This window comes from Acinetobacter sp. A2, from assembly GCF_048537555.1.
Classification (GTDB): domain Bacteria; phylum Pseudomonadota; class Gammaproteobacteria; order Pseudomonadales; family Moraxellaceae; genus Acinetobacter.
The window spans coordinates 472362-492391 of sequence record NZ_CP183239.1 but is presented as its reverse complement, the minus strand read 5'-3'; the positions used below and the strand labels follow the sequence as shown (position 1 = coordinate 492391).

Below are 20030 nucleotides of genomic sequence, written 5' to 3'. Positions count from 1 at the left end.
ATAATGAGCTGGCGATGACTTACTCTCACATGGGTAACCCCACACTACCATCAGCGCGAAGAGGTTTCACTTCTGAGTTCGGGAAGGGATCAGGTGGTTCACTCTTGCTATTGTCGCCAGCACAACTGTTATGGACTTGTTCGGGTCTTAGTTACATTGCTTAAGCTCGATGCTTTCGCTTGTAATGCCTTACTTAGTTCCAAATGAGTTATTAACAGGTTGGCTATTGTATCTGAAATTTCATGTTCAGCAAGGGCTGAATCAAGATATTTGATCTGATCAGGTTTAAGTGATCTTTTATGAATCGATTGATGCTTGTGATACAACAACTGTTTGGGTGTTGTATAGTCAAGCCTCACGAGCAATTAGTATTGGTCAGCTTCACATATCGCTATGCTTCCACATCCAACCTATCAACGTCGTAGTCTTCAACGGCTCTTTAGGAGGCATAAAGCCTCGGGGAAATCTTATCTTGAGGTAGGCTTCCCGCTTAGATGCTTTCAGCGGTTATCCCTTCCGAACATAGCTACCCGGCGATGCGACTGGCGTCACAACCGGTACACCAGAGGTTCGTCCACTCTGGTCCTCTCGTACTAGGAGCAGATCCTCTCAAATTTCCAGCGCCCACGGTAGATAGGGACCGAACTGTCTCACGACGTTCTAAACCCAGCTCGCGTACCTCTTTAAATGGCGAACAGCCATACCCTTGGGACCTGCTTCAGCCCCAGGATGAGATGAGCCGACATCGAGGTGCCAAACACCGCCGTCGATATGAACTCTTGGGCGGTATCAGCCTGTTATCCCCAGAGTACCTTTTATCCGTTGAGCGATGGCCCTTCCATACAGAACCACCGGATCACTAAGACCTACTTTCGTACCTGCTCGACTTGTGGGTCTCGCAGTTAAGCGCGCTTTTGCCTTTATACTCTACGCGTGATTTCCGACCACGCTGAGCGCACCTTCGTACTCCTCCGTTACTCTTTAGGAGGAGACCGCCCCAGTCAAACTACCCACCAGACATGGTCCTCGTCCCGGATAACGGGACAGAGTTAGAACCTCAACATTACCAGGGTGGTATTTCAAGGACGGCTCCACTCGAACTAGCGTCCGAGTTTCAAAGCCTCCCACCTATCCTACACAAGTAAGGTCAAAGTTCAATGTCAAGCTGCAGTAAAGGTTCACGGGGTCTTTCCGTCTAGCCGCGGGTACACCGCATCTTCACGGCGAATTCGATTTCACTGAGCCTCTGCTGGAGACAGCGCCGCCATCATTATGCCATTCGTGCAGGTCGGAACTTACCCGACAAGGAATTTCGCTACCTTAGGACCGTTATAGTTACGGCCGCCGTTTACTGGGGCTTCGATCAAGAGCTTCGCTTACGCTAACCCCATCAATTAACCTTCCAGCACCGGGCAGGCATCACACCCTATACGTCCACTTTCGTGTTTGCAGAGTGCTATGTTTTTAATAAACAGTTGCAGCGGCCTGGTTTCTGAGGCTGTCGACAGCTCAAGGAGCAAGTCCTATCACCATCAACAGCGTACCTTCTCCCGAAGTTACGGTACCATTTTGCCTAGTTCCTTCAGCAGAGTTCTCTCAAGCGCTTTGGTCTACTCGACCTGACCACCTGTGTCGGTTTCGGGTACGATTCCAGTGTAACTGAAGCTTAGAGACTTTTCCTGGAAGCAGGGTATCAGCCACTTCACTGTACAAGTACAGCTTGCTATCAGATCTCAGCATAGAGCACCCCGGATTTGCCTAAGATGCATGCCTACTTCCTTTCACCTGGACAACCAACGCCAGGCTGACTTAACCTTCTCCGTCCTCTCATCGCATTACACTGAAGTATTGGAATATTAACCAATTTCCCATCGACTACGCCTCTCGGCCTCGCCTTAGGGGTCGACTCACCCAGCCCCGATTAACGTTGGACTGGAACCCTTGGTCTTTCAGCGAACGGGTTTTTCACCCGTTTTGTCGTTACTCACGTCAGCATTCGCACTTCTGATACCTCCAGCAGACTTCTCAATCCACCTTCGTCGGCTTACAGAACGCTCCCCTACCACGTATACAAAGTATACATCCGCAGCTTCGGCACATAGTTTTAGCCCCGTTACATCTTCCGCGCAGGCCGACTCGACTAGTGAGCTATTACGCTTTCTTTAAAGGGTGGCTGCTTCTAAGCCAACCTCCTAGCTGTCTATGCCTTCCCACATCGTTTCCCACTTAACTATGATTTTGGGGCCTTAGCTGGCGGTCTGGATTGTTTTCCTCTTGACTACGGACGTTAGCACCCGCAGTCTGTCTCCCGGATAGTACTCATTGGTATTCGGAGTTTGCATCGGTTTGGTAAGTCGGGATGACCCCCTAGCCGAAACAGTGCTCTACCCCCAATGGTATTCGTCCGAGGCGCTACCTAAATAGCTTTCGGGGAGAACCAGCTATCACCGAGTTTGATTAGCCTTTCACCCCTATCCACAAGTCATCCCCTGGCTTTTCAACGACAGTGGGTTCGGTCCTCCAGTTAGTGTTACCCAACCTTCAACCTGCTCATGGATAGATCACCCGGTTTCGGGTCTATACCCAGCAACTAGACGCCCTATTAAGACTCGATTTCTCTACGGCTCCCCTATGCGGTTAACCTCGCTACTGAATATAAGTCGCTGACCCATTATACAAAAGGTACGCAGTCACCGAACAAGTCGGCTCCCACTGCTTGTATGCATGCGGTTTCAGGATCTATTTCACTCCCCTCACAGGGGTTCTTTTCGCCTTTCCCTCACGGTACTGGTTCACTATCGGTCAGTCAGGAGTATTTAGCCTTGGAGGATGGTCCCCCCATATTCAGACAAGGTTTCACGTGCCTCGCCCTACTCGTCATCATTATGTGTGCCCTTTCGTGTACAGGACTATCACCCACTATGGTTGCACTTCCCAGAGCATTCCACTAAAACACACATAACTTAATGGGCTTTTCCCCTTTCGCTCGCCGCTACTGAGGGAATCTCAATTGATTTCTTTTCCTACGGGTACTGAGATGTTTCACTTCCCCGCGTTCGCTTCGTATGACTATGTATTCATCATACGATACCTACCTTAAGGTAGGTGGGTTCCCCCATTCAGAAATCTCCGGATCAAAGGATATTTGCCGCCTCCCCGGAGCTTTTCGCAGGCTATCACGTCTTTCTTCGCCTCTGACTGCCAAGGCATCCACCACATGCACTTAATTACTTGACTATACAACCCCAAACAGTCGTTAACCCCTACAAGTAGGGTTAAGACAATTAAATAAATATAAAATATTTATTTAATTCACAGTTTGACGTCTTGTGCACTTAAGCACTGTACAGCTTCAATTAGATTCATATACCAAAACGCTTGATTCAGTTAATTTGCTAGTTCTCATTTCAATTCGTAATTAAAACGTAACACCGAAGTATTACTGTCAATCTTGAATTAAATGAGTTGAACAATTTATTTCAGACTCAATTTTGCCAATCTGTTAATGATTTCCTACCGCCTCGTCAGCGAGTAGTTCACTGTGATAAATCACAGAATTTAATAAATCATTAAATCTTTACGATTTAACCTATTTACTAAATTCTATAAGCTATCTTTGGAATTTAACTTCAGTTTTACATTACTTTGTAATGTATGGTGGAGACTAGGAGAGTCGAACTCCTGACCTCCTGCGTGCAAAGCAGGCGCTCTACCAACTAAGCTAAGTCCCCAGCTTATCAATAAGTCAATGTTTCTGATTTCCGTTTACTCTGCAATCTCTTGCGTCGTCAGTAGTGGTGGGTCTGACAAGACTTGAACTTGTGACCCCACGCTTATCAAGCGTGTGCTCTAACCAACTGAGCTACAGACCCTCAGATACATCGTCATGAAGAACAACTTGTTGTGGATTCTTACCAATCGTCAATCTTTCGTTAAGGAGGTGATCCAGCCGCAGGTTCCCCTACGGCTACCTTGTTACGACTTCACCCCAGTCATCGGCCACACCGTGGTAAGCGTCCTCCTTGCGGTTAGACTACCTACTTCTGGTGCAACAAACTCCCATGGTGTGACGGGCGGTGTGTACAAGGCCCGGGAACGTATTCACCGCGGCATTCTGATCCGCGATTACTAGCGATTCCGACTTCACGCAGTCGAGTTGCAGACTGCGATCCGGACTACGATCGGCTTTTTGAGATTAGCATCACATCGCTGTGTAGCAACCCTTTGTACCGACCATTGTAGCACGTGTGTAGCCCTGGCCGTAAGGGCCATGATGACTTGACGTCGTCCCCGCCTTCCTCCAGTTTGTCACTGGCAGTATCCTTAAAGTTCCCATCCGAAATGCTGGCAAGTAAGGAAAAGGGTTGCGCTCGTTGCGGGACTTAACCCAACATCTCACGACACGAGCTGACGACAGCCATGCAGCACCTGTATGTAGATTCCCGAAGGCACCAATCCATCTCTGGAAAGTTTCTACTATGTCAAGGCCAGGTAAGGTTCTTCGCGTTGCATCGAATTAAACCACATGCTCCACCGCTTGTGCGGGCCCCCGTCAATTCATTTGAGTTTTAGTCTTGCGACCGTACTCCCCAGGCGGTCTACTTATCGCGTTAGCTGCGCCACTAAAGGATCAAATCCCCCAACGGCTAGTAGACATCGTTTACGGCATGGACTACCAGGGTATCTAATCCTGTTTGCTCCCCATGCTTTCGCACCTCAGTGTCAGTATTAGGCCAGATGGCTGCCTTCGCCATCGGTATTCCTCCAGATCTCTACGCATTTCACCGCTACACCTGGAATTCTACCATCCTCTCCCATACTCTAGCCAACCAGTATCGAATGCAATTCCCAAGTTAAGCTCGGGGATTTCACATTTGACTTAATTAGCCACCTACGCGCGCTTTACGCCCAGTAAATCCGATTAACGCTCGCACCCTCTGTATTACCGCGGCTGCTGGCACAGAGTTAGCCGGTGCTTATTCTGCGAGTAACGTCCACTCTTCTCAGGTATTAACCAAGAGAGCCTCCTCCTCGCTTAAAGTGCTTTACAACCAAAAGGCCTTCTTCACACACGCGGCATGGCTGGATCAGGGTTCCCCCCATTGTCCAATATTCCCCACTGCTGCCTCCCGTAGGAGTCTGGGCCGTGTCTCAGTCCCAGTGTGGCGGATCATCCTCTCAGACCCGCTACAGATCGTCGCCTTGGTAGGCCTTTACCCCACCAACTAGCTAATCCGACTTAGGCTCATCTATTAGCGCAAGGTCAAATGATCCCCTGCTTTCTCCCGTAGGACGTATGCGGTATTAGCATTCCTTTCGGAATGTTGTCCCCCACTAATAGGCAGATTCCTAAGCATTACTCACCCGTCCGCCGCTAGGTCAGTTACCGAAGCAACCTTCCCCGCTCGACTTGCATGTGTTAAGCCTGCCGCCAGCGTTCAATCTGAGCCATGATCAAACTCTTCAGTTAAAATCATTTTGAAGTTTTAATCTAAACTTCCAAATCTGGCTCATCAATTTTCTGACTTAAATTTCGCTCAAATAAACTTCGAGTAATTTAAACCAATCAATCAATGAAATATTTTCGATTAATCAATCAGTAAAAATCCACACAAGTTGTTCTTCATAATCTCTTAATGATCTTCTCGATGCTTCGTCAGCATCAAGCTAGGTCGGCCATATTACTCTCTATTTCTAGAAAGTCAACATGCAATGTTGATTTTATTTTCAAACCCATCTACTCAAAACAAACTCAATTAATCTTAAATCAATCAACCAAGCTGTTGTTTTTCAACAAGTTTTTATCAACATCACCGCCGATGGATGTGCATTATAGATGAATTCCCATCGCTTGCAAGCCCTGTTTTTTGTTTTTAGCAAAAATATTGTTTGAGTGGTTGTTTATTCATCAAAATTATGTAATTTTCCAGAAAAATCTTGATTATTTCTTTTTTTGATCATAAAAGGTTCGGGATTCAATACTGCCGCGGGTACATTTTCCGCCTGATCTTGCTCCTGCCACTTCAGCGCACGGCAATCTATATATTCACAATAACCTGCTTCACCCTGTTGCAAGTTTCCATTGATAGAAAGTTGGTATTGAAAACTCCCTACATAACCTGCAGCCGCGCCAAATTTAAAATCCCCTCGACTTTGCGCCTTGACATAAATACTGTTGCCATTTACATCCTGACAAGTCCATTCAAATTCACGCGGTAAATACATTGTCTGTCCGATTGGTGTTGTCACTTGTGGATAGACACGCTGAATATGTAGCTGAACCTGTTCATCAAACAAAGTACTTTGCCCAGTGCTTGCATCACGCAAATAAATTCGAGATTGCAGAATACGATTGAATACATCACGACTTTGTAACAACAGCATTTGCTGCTGATTCTCTAAATTAATTACCTGATAGCAAAAGAATGCGACCGCTAAATAGGGAAACTGTATTGATCTGGCGTATTCAAAACTGCCTAATTGTTGAATCTCAAAATTTTGATTTTTATAACGAACATCGCCTTCACATTGGCACAATAATGACCAGTGTTCGGCTAAACTCATCCGCAGTTTAGTGAAATAAGAAATTGTGGTACTTGTGGTGATCTGTAAATCAAAACTCAACTCAGTATCATCACGCTGAATCCGAAATTGCGGAAACTTACCTGTAATGCATTCTTTACGAGCAAACTGAAAATTGTGTCGACTGAATTTGCAATCGTGTTGCATGGAATAATGATTGGTTTGTCCTACCATGTGCGGACTGGTGCTGCAATGAATACTGACAGTATCTAAAGCTGAACCGTTCAGCATCTGCTCAGTACGTAACATATTACTATTCAGATGGCCCAATAAACCGAGAAAATTCACATAATGCAATGGTGCAGGTAAAGCAGGCAGAATTAAGCCCTGATAGATAAATTTATAATGATGTTTTGGCGCATGATAAGGCAATTTACAAAGCGCATCAGGAGTTTGATTGAGTTGTTTGGAACGATCTAAAAAATCTTGAAACAGCTGCATATCAAACTCCTTGTGAGTTGATGTGTCAGTCTAATGCTGCACTAACTCACTGCATTTTTTCTTGCCATAAAGGTGGTCACAAAACCTGAAAGTGCATAAATGATTGAAATCACCAAAATACCTACTGGAATGTTATAAGTCATGGCGGCCAAAATAAAGACGGCTATAGGTAAAACAAAAAATGGAACACGTTTACGGTCAAAGGTTTTAAATGAATAATATTTGATGTTAGAAATCATCAATAAGCCTACTGCAATAATAATCACAGCATTCAAGATTTGTAGCCCAAACTCACGAATATCATACAGTTCAGGGAAATCACGCCCCACCCAAACCAAAGACACAATAATCAGTGCTGCTAAAGGACTCGCAACTCCAATAAAATAACGTTTATCGACCACACCAATTTGCACATTAAAACGCGCCAAACGGAAGGCAGCACAAGCGGTATAAACAAAACATGCCGCCAAGCCAATACGGCCTAAATCATGCAAGCTCCAGCTATACATAAGAATGGCAGGCGCAACCCCAAAAGCCAACATATCAGACAAAGAGTCAAACTGCTCACCAAAAGGACTTTGCGCGCCAATAGCACGTGCCACACGCCCATCTAGACCATCAAATAATGCCGCTAGAAAAATAGCGTAAATGGCTTGGCTAAACTCACCATTCATACTGGCAATAATCGAGTAAAAACCCGACAACAATGCTGCCGTGGTAATCAGGTTTGGCCACAGGTAGATACCACGACGTTTCACCTTTTGCCCTTCGCGGGTATGCTCTTCTTCCACCACCTCAAATGTAATTCCGTCATGTTCAAGATCACGGGAACTATATTCACCTTCGGGCTTGGATGTATTTGTCATTATTTTGTGTCCTAACTGTAACCTGAACGTCTATTTAACTTTTTTATTCGCCAACCAACCAGCGCACTGCAGCATGCCCACCATGTTCTTGCATGCGTAAATGAGGGAATAGCCATTGCAAGGCTTCATCTGCATCTTCAGAGAATTTCCAAGGTGGATTAATCACCAACAAACCACAGCCATTTAAACCAACTGGTGTGTCATCTGGCCATACACAAATTTCACAAATTAACTGACGGCGAATACCTGTTTTAAACATTTTCTTTTCAAAACGTTCAATCATGGCGCGGTCTTTAATTGGATACCATACTGCGAACACACCTGTCGGCCATTTTTTATGCGCAGCAGCCAATAATTCCACCAATTGTGGAAAGTCTTTACGTTCCAATTCATACGGTGGGTCAATCATCACCAAACCACGTTTTTCTTTAGGTGGAATCACACCCAATAAACCTTCGTAGGCATCACGTTCATGTAAGCCTGCACGTTTGTCACGAATGTTATGACGTAATTGCTGAAATACGTCGCGCTGCATTTCAAAAATTGTGGCTTTGTCGATGTCACGCATACCCTGTAAGGCAAACCACGGAGAACCTGGATAAGCCCCCTGACCATCGACAGTACGCATTTCTTCAACCAGTTTTAAATATTGCTGTACACCTTCTGGTGCCTGACGCTTGATTGAATCATCTAGTTTTACCAAACGGTGAATACCATTTAAAAATTCACCCGATTTCTGTGCAGGTGCTAAAGACAAGTCATATTTACCCGCACCGCCATGTGTATCGACATAACGATAAGGTTTATCTTTGGCATTTAAACGCGTCAGAATTTGCAGCAATAAGACGTGCTTCATGACATCGGCAAAGTTGCCTGCATGGAAATGGTGACGATAATTCATGTTTGGTTCATTCCTAAAATCAACCGCTATTTTAGCATGAAAAAAAGTTTCATTCAGGAGCTTGTATTCCTCTAAAATAACCAACTCTCAATTTCATCTTTTTCTGAGTATTTTATATGGACGCTACACTTCTCCCAAAGTCCTGGAATGTTGATCGAATTCTTGAAGATTTGGATCAACATGGTTTTGCAATAATTGATGATGCTTATTCACCCGAATATCAGCAACAATTGCTGCTAGAGTGTAGTCAAAATTTAGATCAGTTTCGTGAAGCCGCCATTCAAAATGGCGTGGTCAGCAATATTCGCAGTGATCATATTTTATGGATTCATGAAAACTTAAGCACAGCCCATCAACATACCCAAACGCTTTTAGCCTTAGCAGAACAATTCAATCAGGCATTTTATTTGGGTATTCGTGAAGTCGAAGCACATTTTGCCAGTTATCAAACTGGGTCTTTTTACGCCTTGCACCGTGACAACCCTCAACAGAAAAATGATCGGGTGATTTCTGCCGTATATTATTTACATAGCGAATGGCAACCTGACTGGGGTGGTCAGCTCCGCCTACAAGATAAACACGACCAATGGCATATTATTGAACCATCACCAAACCGATTAGCCATTTTTCAAAGTGATTTATTGCATGAAGTTTTACCCGCCAAGCAACAACGTTTATCCATCACAGCGTGGTTACGCAGTGGCAATGCGCTTTGGTAAGTTTGCTAGAAATGCTTGTAGTTTTTCCAGTGCTTTGGCTTTAAAAGCTCAAATCTGCCCCGATGTATAGCCCATATTGCAACTAGGAATTCACCAATGCGCCATTCGACTCAACAACTTATTCAACGTATTGGTGAAACCGACCAACTTTTCTTACAAGGGAACACCCCAGAACTGGCGCTGGAACGTGCCGATTTACGCTTACAACTGGTCAGTTTAAGTGAGTTGCGCCAAGAGCAGATTTACTTTTTACAAGAAGCGATTGTGCTGTTGGAGCAAGGTCGTGTTGAATTTGAAGAAATGCCCTTGTCGCTGTATATCAATCTGTCTTTGCATTTAGCCAAAGCATATATGATGTATTTTGAGCTCACGCGTGATGCCAAATATGCACTGATTACCCAGCAAATTTTAAAAGCTATGACCCATTATGCGCATGGCGATATTTTCTTTTTCTTGGCCTATGCCAGCGCCAGTAAAAATGAAACTGCACTATGCCGCCATTGGCTAGGAAAATACAGTAAAACTGCCGAGTTTGATTTGGAGTTATTGCAGATTCACCCAGCCTTTAATGCTTACCAAACTGAAGTGTGGTTTAAACAGATGCTTAAAAGCAGAATGCATTAAAAACGCCTCGTATTGAGGCGTTAGCATAAATATGAGATGGTTTTTATACTGCTTGCAAACGATAAGCATCTAAGTGTAACTGTTGATTAAGTTCATCAATCCAAATGGCCCAGTCATCATCCTGTACCAAATGACTAATTAAAAATTCACGTTGCGATTTATTCCAAAACGGCGCTTCATGTAAATTAATCTGTGCAGGTAATTGATGTGTACGTACATACAGCTCAATGGCTGCAGGGCTACTGGCTAAACCGAGCTGGCTGAATAACATGGCTAATGATGGAGTATTTTGCATGAGCACCTTGCCCCCTTTATTAGTTTATTTGTAATTCCTTATTGAACCAACTTATAACACTTTGCATAAAAAACCCAGTCCTTTGACTGGGTTTGTTGTATCTTTTTGTGATTAATTTTTTGAGCTGCTCTCACTCAAGCTTTTTATAACCATACTTCACACCATTTACGTACTTGGATGCTGATCGCTATGCAATTGCTCATTCAGCGTTTCAATCACAATGGCCCAGTCATCATCTTTTTTCCAATGGCTTTGTAAAAATTGCCGCTGACCCTCTGTCCAAAATTCAGCACAGTGTAATTTGGTTTCTGCGGGCAATTGATGTTCACGAATAAATTGATCAATTGCAGCATCATCTGCATCTAGACCCAATTGTTGAAATAGCAGTTCTAAAGTTGGTTGTTGATCAAACATGACATCCTCCTTTAACTCTTTCTGTAATTAAGATGACTGTAACTCGCTTTATAAAAGTATTCAGCAGCAGCCGAGTTGCAGCATGTTATTTTTTGTACAACACAACTGTTTCTGTGCAAGTTTCAAAGCATGCAATACAAGTAAGAATGAATCAAAAATTGTTGATAAGAATGATGTCGAATATTTAGCTAAGAGCTGAGAAATAGCCACGAAATAAAAAGCCAGTCAAAATTTACGCTGACTGGCTGAATAGGTTTAGTTTTAAATTTAGCAACCTGTTAATTTTTCAGGTTGTGGCTTTTCACTTGGAAAGAAAATCGGGCGCAGTTTTACGCCAATTGCATTCCCCATAAAGGCAAATACCAACCACAACCAACCATGCACACTTCCTGATGCAATACCACTGAAGTAAGCACCGATATTACAACCGTATGCTAAACGTGCGCCATAGCCAAGTAATAGACCACCAACAACTGCTGCAACCAGTGAACGACGTGAATATTAAAGTTAGGCGCAAACTTGCCTGCCAAACTCGCTGCAAGCAAAGCACCGAGCATGATGCCAAAATTCATCATCGAGGTAATGTCATGCCAAAGTGAATTGGCTAGAGCTTTAGCATTGCCAGGTTGTTGCCAGTAATCCCAAGCACTTACATCCATTCCTGCTAAGGTCGCCACTTTTGCAGCCCAAACTGCAAGTGCAGAGGTTACACCCCACGGACGACCTGCTAAGGCCAAGGTAGCAAAGTTAAGCAGGGTTAAAATAATGCCGCCCCAAATCAACGGCCACGGGCCTTTCAGAAAGCGTTTCCAGCCGTGCTGCTGACTTTGTGGCTCTGCCTCTAAACTGCCATGGCGTTTCTTTTCAACCCATACTGTCACGGCTGCAATTAACGCAAAAATAACGAAACTCAACAACAGCGCAGGAATCACCCCAAAGCTTTCTACAATAGAAATGGGTGCTAAATGTGGTAGGTTAAACCACCAATCCAAATGTGATGTTGCAATCAACGAACCTAAGCAAAAGAAGAGTAAGGTCACCAACATGCGGGCACTACCACCGCCAACGGTGTACAAAGTCCCTGAAGCACAACCGCCGCCCAATTGCATGCCTATACCAAAAATAAAGGCACCAATCATGACTGACATGGAAACTGGATTTACATTACCTTTGACAGGATTACCAAATAATTCACCTGCCCCTAAAGCAGGGAAAAATAGCAATACCGCCAAACCCAACATGATCATTTGGGCACGCAACCCACGCCCACGCCCTTCTTTAATAAGGCTCTAGACTAGCAGAATAGATATGTTAGTCTAGAGCCTTAATAAATACGCGCCAGCTAGAAGTAAAACCAAAAGAAGCATGATACAAGGTCATCCCCAAAGCACCGCCAATCAAAAATAACAGCGCTTGATTCAGACCAACAATTTGATAGGCACCCAAGGTACCCACAATTAATAAGATAAAAGCCACCCAAACCGAAACATTCGATCTTTGGGAAGCAGCAACAATAACAGACATGGAAGAGAGAATTTGAAAAAGGAAACCCGCGTATTCTACGCAATTTCCCCTACGCTGTAGGGCTGACTGCTTATTTTATCGCAGATAATTCATTCTTATATCTGATAATAAATATAAGGTAATTTGATTTATCAATCTTATTGTTATAAGAAATATGAACATAGAAAAGAAAAGGCCAGTCAATAAAATTGACTGGCCTAACTCTTAATCGAGTTTTAAATTTAATCTATAAGATTAAATTATTTAAGCATGTCAGCAATTGCTGCGCGCTCTTCTTCAAGTTCGTTTAACGTGAAGTTGATACGCTCACGGCTGAACTCGTCGATTTCAAGACCTTGAACGATTTTGTACTCGCCATTTTCGCAAGTTACAGGGAAACCGAACATTACGCCTTCAGGAATACCGTAAGAACCGTCAGAAGGGATACCCATAGTTACCCATTCGCCGTTTGTGCCAAGCGCCCAGTCACGCATGTGGTCAATTGCAGCGTTTGCAGCAGAAGCAGCAGAAGATAAACCACGCGCTTCGATGATCGCAGCACCACGCTTACCAACTGTTGGAAGGAATACGTCTTTGTTCCATTCTGCATCGTTGATTTTGTCTTTTAAGCTTTCGCCGTTTACATTCGCAAAACGGTAGTCAGCATACATTGTTGGAGAGTGGTTACCCCAAACTGTCATGTTTTTGATGTCAGAAACTGCAACACCCGCTTTTTGAGCAAGTTGAGTTAACGCACGGTTGTGGTCAAGACGTAACATTGCTGTGAAGTTTTTCGCAGGAAGGTCTGCAGCAGATTTCATTGCGATGTAAGCATTCGTGTTCGCAGGGTTACCTACAACAAGAACTTTAACGTCACGGCTAGCAACTTCGTTCAATGCTTGACCTTGACCAATGAAGATTTCGCCGTTCACTTTTAACAAGTCAGCACGTTCCATACCAGGACCACGTGGACGTGAACCAACTAATAAAGCGTAGTCAGCATCTTTAAATGCAACTTTAGGATCATCAGTACCGATCATGCCTGCCAATAATGGGAAAGCACAGTCGTCAAGTTCCATCATTACGCCTTTAAGCGCTTGTTGAGCTTTCTCAACAGGAATTTCTAACAATTGAAGAATAACTGGTTGGTCTTTACCCAACATTTCACCGCTAGCGATACGGAATAATAAGCTGTAACCAATTTGACCTGCAGCGCCAGTCACGGCAACACGAACGGGTTGCTTCATGTAATTATCTCCAGTTGAGGATAGTCAATGCGATTAAATAGTCAGTCCATTTAATCTAATAATCATAAACGCGAAAGATTGTACTCCAATCATTCAGCGGATGCATGCAAAAGCGCATCAAATTCCACAAAAGTCTGATAGAAAATATAAATAAAATATTTCCAAAAGACTCAAAACCACAAATTTAATGCGCTCAAAAACCTAGTAAGAACCTTTAATCACAAACTGACTTGGGCAATTTGACCCAATGTTGGCAGCACACTGCTTATAGCGCCCAGCACTGTTATAGCAAATTTTGATTTCGGTTAAATAACTGCTGCCCTGATGATTCGAGCATTGAAAATGAATGCTTTTGGATGACATACCCGAGTTAGATTTTAAGAACAGGCTACGCAACTGACCCAGTTGTACGGTTTGAGTGTCTTGTCCGGTCAATACCGCAGGCACATTAATCCGATCTGCATTGTTAATGATCATTCGGAAATACTGACTAGCATTCATAGGCACACACCCACCTATCCCCTGCCAAAGCTGTACTCGTGCAGCATCATCGGGCATGACTCGCGCCACCACCTTCGCTTGTAACGGTGGTAACTTTGCCGATGAATGGGTGCTACATTCACGTGTCGCTACTTCAGGATATAAACCCTCAATATTCAGCGAGTAACCTTCTAAACATTTACGCTTTTTGCTTTTGGTTGAATCAATTAAACATACGGCTGGAGTCATTTGAACCGACATCACATAGCCTTGCACAGGAGCTGAAAATGCATTTTGTGTACACATGACCAAAGCAGCACCACCCAAACTGAGCAATGCAAAATGAATTGGCTGCAAAATGGTACCCATCCTCATTTTCAATGATTCTGCCCCCTAAATAGTGATTCGATGACAAATAGCATGCTTGAGTATTCCACTAACTATGGTGTATTGCGTGATGGAATACTTTGCATACGACTACTCATAGATTGTCCGCCTTGACCTAACATCAATCCATAATGTGTAGCATTGGTCATGACGTGTTTTACATAGTCACGTGTTTCCAGCAAAGGAATACTTTCAGTATATTGGTCTGCTGCAATTTGCTGAAACTCTGGCTGCCAACGGCGTGCACGGTTTGGCCCTGCGTTGTACCCTGCTGTGGCCAGCACAGGACTATTGCTTAATTGTCGCTGAATGGTCGACAAATAAAATGTACCGTAGCGGATATTGGTATTCATATCACTGAGTGCAGCAGGATTGTAAGTTTCACCCATTTGTCGTGCAACCAAACGTGCCGTGTCTGGCATAATTTGCATGAGTCCACCCGCACCGACATGCGAACGTGCCGTAGTATTGAAACGGCTTTCTTGACGCATCAAACCATAAGCCCAAGCAGGGTCAATACCTGCATTTTGACTATGACTCACCACATAATTACGGTGTGGCATTGCATAACGGTAACTGTAGTTGTGCTTATTCACAGTACGGTCTGCTGCATAAATTGCACGGTCGTACCACCCCATATCGGTCGCACGTTTGGCGGCTGCCAAAATCAAACCATCATCCTGTCTTAAATAGGCCTGACGTACCGCCCAATTCCATTCTCGATTCACATAATTGGCGGGCGCATTAATTTCACGTAAGGCAAAAGCACGGTTAAAGTGAATATCCTGATTTAAACGCTGCAAATCATTAGTTGTCGGCTGGCTATTTACTGGAATGGCATTGTAACGCTGCCCAAGACGATCTTTTGCTAATAAGTTGTGATAATCATCGCCCTGTGCCAACTGTTTATAAATATTTTGCGCACTGCGTTTTGATGCTGCATCACCACGTTGTTCTGAGGCACGGGCCAACCAGTATTGCCAACGGTCTTCTTGTTTCTGAGTCACACTCATGCTGTCTACTGCACGAATCACACTTTCCCATGCACCAAAGCGGATGGCCTGTCTGGCATAAATTTCTGCCTCTTCGGGGCTAAATGGCAAGCCATAACTGGCATCTAAGGCATTTAACACTTCACGGTTGAAATTATTTTTCATCACCGTGGTGCCGCCAATATAGCCTACTGCACGGTGCAACGCTTTTTGTACGGCATCGGGTGTGCCCTCTGCGCTCCGTTTTAGCGAAGACAAGGCCGAATCCAGATCACTGTCGGCTAAACGACCTATGGCATAAATTAAATAAGCGTGATCTTCATTGCTGGCTTTTGGGGCCGACCATAAATAATTCAGTGGATTAGCCTGAATACTGTTCAGTTGTGCCAAACTCAGATTCATACCCAAACTTTGCGCAGTCGCCAAAGCTTGCCCTGACTGCCCTGCACGCAATTGCCCCCACAAACGCTGCTGCTTGTCTTGCTGAGTCATGATTGGACTAGAGAGCATCATGCGGCCCAAACCTGTACAAGATTCAGGTTGTGAATTAGTGGTCAGCCAAACATCTTTATATTCAGCCAGCACTAAAGGATCGCCCGAACGGGTGCGCACCTGCGCCATAGCACAACTTTCCGCCTGATCGGCATTACTCACATAGGCAAGCACAGGTTGTGCACTGCCAAAATCTGCTTGTTTAACTTTTTCTTCGACATAGTCGGCAGCCAATTTTTCCGCCATAGCTGATTGAGGATGTCGCTGTGCAAACTGGATAATAGCGGTGGCAGGCTGCATGCCAAGGTTAGTATTTAATGACCAATATTCAGGATAATAGCCCAATACATCATTTTGCATGGCGTATTGATACTGCTGCAATAAATCGACATCACCTGAATTGGCGGCACGTAACGCATCATTGAACTGTTCATTTGCCGCATGCGTACTTGCCATGACTGCAAATGAAACAAGGCTCAAAGCAAGCTTTTTAGCTAAATTATTATTTTGTTTCATCATTTGCAGCATTCGCTTGCTTTCGGTCATTTACTTCCGCCTCGAGGTCCGCATCTCATCTTTAGGTTTAGTTTAATTAGTCTAGAACCGCAGTTGTGTTCTGTTATGTAACCTTCTGATTAGACACTATTAATCTTACAACTCATGTTCAAACAAATTTCTTCATATTTCAATCAGCTGTTGTGCTGATTTAAGGCTGTCAGTTTAGCGTGAATTCCTGCTAAAATATGCGCCTTTCTTTTGTCTAATGACGTTTATTTTTTATAAACGATTTAGTGAACTATCTCTTAGGAGCCTACATGACGGTTCAAACCTTCATCCCCAATGGTGCCCAAGCTGCCTCAGAAAACACTGTTACCCAGCCACAGCACACCCCAGCCGACGGTTCAGTCAAAAAACTGTATATCGAAACGCAAGGGTGTCAGATGAATGAGTATGACAGTCACCGTATGGCAGACCTTTTAGGCGATTCTCACGGCTATGTACTGACCAGCAACCCTGCTGATGCCGATATTCTGCTCATGAATACCTGTTCGATTCGTGAAAAAGCGCAGGAAAAGGTGTTTTCTGAATTAGGTCGCTGGCGTAAGCTGAAAGAAAAAAATCCTGATTTGGTGATTGGCGTAGGCGGTTGCGTCGCTTCTCAGGAAGGCGACAATATTCAAAAGCGTGCCCCGTATGTGGATATGATTTTTGGTCCACAAACCTTACACCGTTTACCGCAAATGCTTGATCAACACCACGATCAGGTCGAAAAACCAAAGAAAGAAAAAATCAAACTGGTGGATATTTCTTTCCCAGACATCGAAAAGTTCGACTTCCTACCTGAGCCGCGAGTTGAAGGCTTTAAGGCCTTTGTATCGATTATGGAAGGCTGTTCAAAATACTGCTCATTCTGTGTCGTGCCATATACCCGTGGTGAAGAAGTTTCACGTCCTTTAGATGATGTCTTGGCTGAAATTGCGACTTTGGCAGAAAAAGGTGTACGTGAAATTAGCTTGCTCGGTCAAAACGTGAATGGTTACCGTGGTGAGACTTTTGACGGCAAAATTTGTACTTTCGCAGATTTACTGCGTTTAGTTGCCGAAGTGCCTGGCATTGGTCGTATTCGTTACACCACATCACACCCGCTTGAATTTAATGATGATTTAATTCAATGCTACCGTGATTTACCGCAAATGGTGTCGCATTTACACTTACCTGTACAAAGTGGCTCAAACGATGTGCTACAAGCCATGAAGCGTAACCACACCATTGATGTGTATATCGACAAGATTGCCAAATTACGTAAAGTGCGCCCAGATATGCATTTATCTAGCGATTTTATTATTGGCTTCCCTGGTGAAACCGATCAAAACTTTGAAGAAACTTATCAGTTTATTCAAGAGATGGATTTTGACCACTCGTACAGTTTCATCTATTCAAAACGTCCAGGTACGCCTGCATCTGAACTTGAAGACACCACACCTGAAGATGTGAAAAAAGAGCGTTTGGCCAAAGTCCAACAATGGATCAAACAATCGAGTATTGATAAGACCGATGCCATGCTGGGTACGGTGCAACGTGTCCTGATTGAAAATGTTTCTGATAAAGATCCGAACATTTTGGTCGGCACAGCAGACAATACACGTTTAGTAACATTTATTGGTGACCCTGCTTGGGTCGGACGCTTTGCGGAGATTGAGATTACCGAGATTAAAACTTTGAATTTAGTTTATGGTGAGCTCTTGAATCTTGAGCCTGACGTGGCGTAATGTAGGAGCTAAAGTCCAATAACAGATTAAGGAATTCTCTTGACTGCAGCGATTCGACGTACAGTAACTTTTCCTGGTATTTCAATGGAACGTTTAAAAAGCATGCTCGGTGCTTATAACGGACATTTGAAACAAATCGAACAACGCCTAGACGTCCAAATTTCCCATCGTGGTGACGCCTTTTTTATAGATGGGGAAATTGATGCAGTTGAGCGAGCCGAAACGCTCTTGCAACGCCTGCATGAAGAAGCGGAAAGTTCTGCACAAATCAGTGCAGACACGCTCCACATGATGATTCAAGGCAGTCAGACTGACCGTGAATTACAATCGGATGATGGGCAAGAGCATACTGGATTGGATGCTGTTTGGTTACAAACCCGCAAAGGCCGTATTAACCCACGCGGTGCCAACCAAAAGCGTTATGTTCAGCGTATTTTGCAAAGCGATATTTCTTTTGGTATTGGTCCTGCAGGTACAGGTAAAACCTATTTGGCCGTAGCTGCTGCCGTAGATATGCTGGAACGCAATGAAATTCAGCGAATTCTATTGGTGCGTCCTGCGGTTGAAGCAGGTGAAAAACTGGGTTTCCTACCTGGTGATTTAACCCAAAAAATTGACCCCTACTTGCGCCCACTTTATGACGCCCTATATGAAATGTTGGGTTTTGAGAAAGTGGCCAAACTCATTGAACGTCAAGTAATTGAAGTTGCGCCCCTAGCATATATGCGTGGTCGCACCCTAAATCACTCTTTTGTGATTTTGGATGAAGCGCAGAATACCACCCCTGAACAAATGAAAATGTTCCTGACTCGTTTGGGCTTTGGCTCTCGTGCGGTCATTACTGGTGACGTGACTCAGGTTGATTTACCACGTGGTCAGCAATCAGGTTTATCTCATGCGCTGCGTGTCTTGGAAAATGTGCATGAAATTCACATCACACGTTTCCACTCACGTGATGTAGTACGTCACCAGTTGGTGCAAAAAATTGTTGAAGCCTACGAAGGCTGGGACAGTGAGCAACAGCGTTTAAGTGCCGAAGCACGTGCTGAACGCAAAGCACGTCAGGAAGCTTTAATTGCGGAAAATGATGCCGCAGCAGATGCACAGCACTAGTGGCTGTGCGTTCTGCAACCTACTGAAGTATTAAGGATTCATTTTGAAACTAAGTCTAAGCCTGCAACAGGACATTCAAGCACCTGAGCTGGTATTAAAGCGCGCCTATCTTAAAAAAGTGGTGGAAACCACTTTAAGGCATATAGACACCCAAAGTGACTGTGAAATTGGGATTGCCTGTGTTGATCATGCAGAAAGTCTCAAGCTTAATCTGGAATATCGCAAAAAAGACAAATCGACCAATGTCTTGTCTTTCCCGAGTGATTTACCCGATGAAATGGCACAAGTGTTGCCAAGCTTTCCAATTGGTGATCTGGTGATTTGTATTCCTGTGGTTTTACAGGAAGCAGCCGAACAAGCTAAAACACCTTTGGCACATTTCACTCACATGCTGGTACACGGCACGCTGCATCTCATGGGCTACGACCATGAAACCTCAGATGAGGATGCCGAAGAAATGGAAGCTTTAGAAATTGAGATTCTTGCCAAGTTGGGCTTAGAAAATCCATACGTGGAAAGAGATTAAATTTGAAGTTCTAGAACACTATAAAAATAGCGGGCTTCGGCTCGCTTTTTTATTGAAAACTGTCCTACTTCTAATTCCCTCGCGAAGAAGAACGTGAGTTAGAGCCTATGATTGCTGAATACTACAAGAACATTGCTGCACAAAGAAGAAATCAGATGTAGTTACTATATCTATGAAA

The 20030-nt window shown here is 44.1% G+C and carries 13 protein-coding genes, 2 tRNA genes, 3 rRNA genes and 1 pseudogene; 5 read left to right on the top strand and 14 right to left on the bottom strand.

The window, feature by feature from the left end; genetic code table 11:
• Positions 1-6: 6 nt before the first annotated feature.
• The 8 genes from rrf to ACNS8M_RS02200 form a co-directional block, all read right to left on the bottom strand.
• Positions 7-121, bottom strand: a 5S ribosomal RNA gene (gene rrf, locus ACNS8M_RS02235).
• Between the two features lie 223 nt (positions 122-344).
• A 23S ribosomal RNA gene (locus tag ACNS8M_RS02230) occupies positions 345-3237 on the bottom strand.
• A 418-nt stretch (positions 3238-3655) separates the two neighbouring features.
• A tRNA-Ala gene (locus ACNS8M_RS02225) sits at positions 3656-3731 on the bottom strand.
• Between the two features lie 64 nt (positions 3732-3795).
• Positions 3796-3872, bottom strand: a tRNA-Ile gene (locus ACNS8M_RS02220).
• 61 nt (positions 3873-3933) lie between these two features.
• Positions 3934-5470 (bottom strand): 16S ribosomal RNA (locus tag ACNS8M_RS02215).
• Together the 16S, 23S and 5S rRNA genes with 2 tRNA genes alongside form the textbook arrangement of a ribosomal RNA operon.
• A gap of 431 nt (positions 5471-5901) precedes the next feature.
• Positions 5902-7023 (bottom strand): DUF6670 family protein, encoded by a 1122-nt coding sequence (locus tag ACNS8M_RS02210; RefSeq protein ID WP_168541450.1) that lies wholly within the window; start codon positions 7021-7023, stop codon positions 5902-5904.
• A 41-nt stretch (positions 7024-7064) separates the two neighbouring features.
• The gene (pssA, locus tag ACNS8M_RS02205; protein ID WP_168418544.1) at positions 7065-7889 is read right to left on the bottom strand and encodes a CDP-diacylglycerol--serine O-phosphatidyltransferase; all 825 of its coding nucleotides are present in this window, start codon (positions 7887-7889) and stop codon (positions 7065-7067) included.
• 43 nt (positions 7890-7932) lie between these two features.
• On the bottom strand, positions 7933-8790 hold the full coding sequence (locus ACNS8M_RS02200) for a 23S rRNA (adenine(2030)-N(6))-methyltransferase RlmJ (RefSeq protein ID WP_168418543.1): 858 nt from the start codon (positions 8788-8790) through the stop codon (positions 7933-7935).
• Positions 8791-8906: 116 nt separating this feature from the next.
• Here ACNS8M_RS02200 and ACNS8M_RS02195 point away from each other — a divergent pair, with 116 nt between their 5' ends.
• Both ACNS8M_RS02195 and ACNS8M_RS02190 read left to right on the top strand, forming a co-directional pair.
• Entirely contained in the window at positions 8907-9509 is a 603-nt protein-coding gene (locus ACNS8M_RS02195) for a 2OG-Fe(II) oxygenase (protein WP_131261017.1), read from the top strand.
• Between the two features lie 96 nt (positions 9510-9605).
• Positions 9606-10133, top strand: coding sequence for a hypothetical protein (locus tag ACNS8M_RS02190; protein WP_168541448.1), 528 nt, complete (start codon positions 9606-9608; stop codon positions 10131-10133).
• 43 nt (positions 10134-10176) lie between these two features.
• On the opposite strand, the gene ACNS8M_RS02185 is transcribed toward ACNS8M_RS02190, so the two are convergent.
• The 6 genes and pseudogenes from ACNS8M_RS02185 to ACNS8M_RS02160 all read right to left on the bottom strand — a co-directional run bounded on the left by ACNS8M_RS02185 (position 10177) and on the right by ACNS8M_RS02160 (position 16399).
• Positions 10177-10434 carry a DUF2789 family protein gene (locus ACNS8M_RS02185; RefSeq protein WP_026438536.1) on the bottom strand — a complete coding sequence of 86 codons (258 nt, stop codon included), beginning with the start codon at positions 10432-10434 and terminating at the stop codon, positions 10177-10179.
• Positions 10435-10593: 159 nt separating this feature from the next.
• On the bottom strand, positions 10594-10842 hold the full coding sequence (locus ACNS8M_RS02180; RefSeq protein WP_004976204.1) for a DUF2789 family protein: 249 nt from the start codon (positions 10840-10842) through the stop codon (positions 10594-10596).
• Between the two features lie 267 nt (positions 10843-11109).
• Positions 11110-12366: pseudogene (locus ACNS8M_RS02175) on the bottom strand (YeeE/YedE family protein).
• 239 nt (positions 12367-12605) lie between these two features.
• On the bottom strand, positions 12606-13592 hold the full coding sequence (locus ACNS8M_RS02170; protein WP_168461095.1) for a malate dehydrogenase: 987 nt from the start codon (positions 13590-13592) through the stop codon (positions 12606-12608).
• Between the two features lie 201 nt (positions 13593-13793).
• Positions 13794-14441 carry a ribonuclease T2 family protein gene (locus ACNS8M_RS02165; RefSeq protein WP_228278958.1) on the bottom strand — a complete coding sequence of 216 codons (648 nt, stop codon included), beginning with the start codon at positions 14439-14441 and terminating at the stop codon, positions 13794-13796.
• 71 nt (positions 14442-14512) lie between these two features.
• Positions 14513-16399 (bottom strand): lytic transglycosylase domain-containing protein, encoded by a 1887-nt coding sequence (locus ACNS8M_RS02160; RefSeq protein WP_171525269.1) that lies wholly within the window; start codon positions 16397-16399, stop codon positions 14513-14515.
• Between the two features lie 359 nt (positions 16400-16758).
• Between ACNS8M_RS02160 and miaB the strand changes: the two genes are divergently transcribed.
• The 3 genes from miaB to ybeY are packed head-to-tail and all read left to right on the top strand — an operon-like array spanning position 16759 to position 19852.
• Entirely contained in the window at positions 16759-18213 is a 1455-nt protein-coding gene (miaB, locus tag ACNS8M_RS02155) for a tRNA (N6-isopentenyl adenosine(37)-C2)-methylthiotransferase MiaB (protein ID WP_168418537.1), read from the top strand.
• Positions 18214-18252: 39 nt separating this feature from the next.
• Positions 18253-19326, top strand: coding sequence for a PhoH family protein (locus ACNS8M_RS02150; RefSeq protein ID WP_070155261.1), 1074 nt, complete (start codon positions 18253-18255; stop codon positions 19324-19326).
• Positions 19327-19369: 43 nt separating this feature from the next.
• A complete protein-coding gene (ybeY, locus tag ACNS8M_RS02145; RefSeq protein ID WP_168418536.1) occupies positions 19370-19852 on the top strand; it encodes an rRNA maturation RNase YbeY in 483 nt (160 codons plus the stop codon).
• Positions 19853-20030 lie beyond the last annotated feature (178 nt).

Excerpts from the sequence above, each read along its gene's own strand:
- ACNS8M_RS02180 (WP_004976204.1), bottom strand. The coding sequence starts at position 10,842 with ATGTTTGATCAACAACCAACTTTAGAACTGCTATTTCAACAATTGGGT.
- ACNS8M_RS02190 (WP_168541448.1), top strand. The coding sequence starts at position 9,606 with ATGCGCCATTCGACTCAACAACTTATTCAACGTATTGGTGAAACCGAC.
- ACNS8M_RS02170 (WP_168461095.1), bottom strand. The coding sequence starts at position 13,592 with ATGAAGCAACCCGTTCGTGTTGCCGTGACTGGCGCTGCAGGTCAAATT.
- pssA (WP_168418544.1), bottom strand. The coding sequence starts at position 7,889 with ATGACAAATACATCCAAGCCCGAAGGTGAATATAGTTCCCGTGATCTT.
- ACNS8M_RS02200 (WP_168418543.1), bottom strand. The coding sequence starts at position 8,790 with ATGAATTATCGTCACCATTTCCATGCAGGCAACTTTGCCGATGTCATG.
- miaB (WP_168418537.1), top strand. The coding sequence starts at position 16,759 with ATGACGGTTCAAACCTTCATCCCCAATGGTGCCCAAGCTGCCTCAGAA.
- ACNS8M_RS02165 (WP_228278958.1), bottom strand. The coding sequence starts at position 14,441 with ATGGGTACCATTTTGCAGCCAATTCATTTTGCATTGCTCAGTTTGGGT.
- ACNS8M_RS02195 (WP_131261017.1), top strand. The coding sequence starts at position 8,907 with ATGGACGCTACACTTCTCCCAAAGTCCTGGAATGTTGATCGAATTCTT.
- ACNS8M_RS02160 (WP_171525269.1), bottom strand. The coding sequence starts at position 16,399 with ATGGCAAGTACGCATGCGGCAAATGAACAGTTCAATGATGCGTTACGT.
- ACNS8M_RS02210 (WP_168541450.1), bottom strand. The coding sequence starts at position 7,023 with ATGCAGCTGTTTCAAGATTTTTTAGATCGTTCCAAACAACTCAATCAA.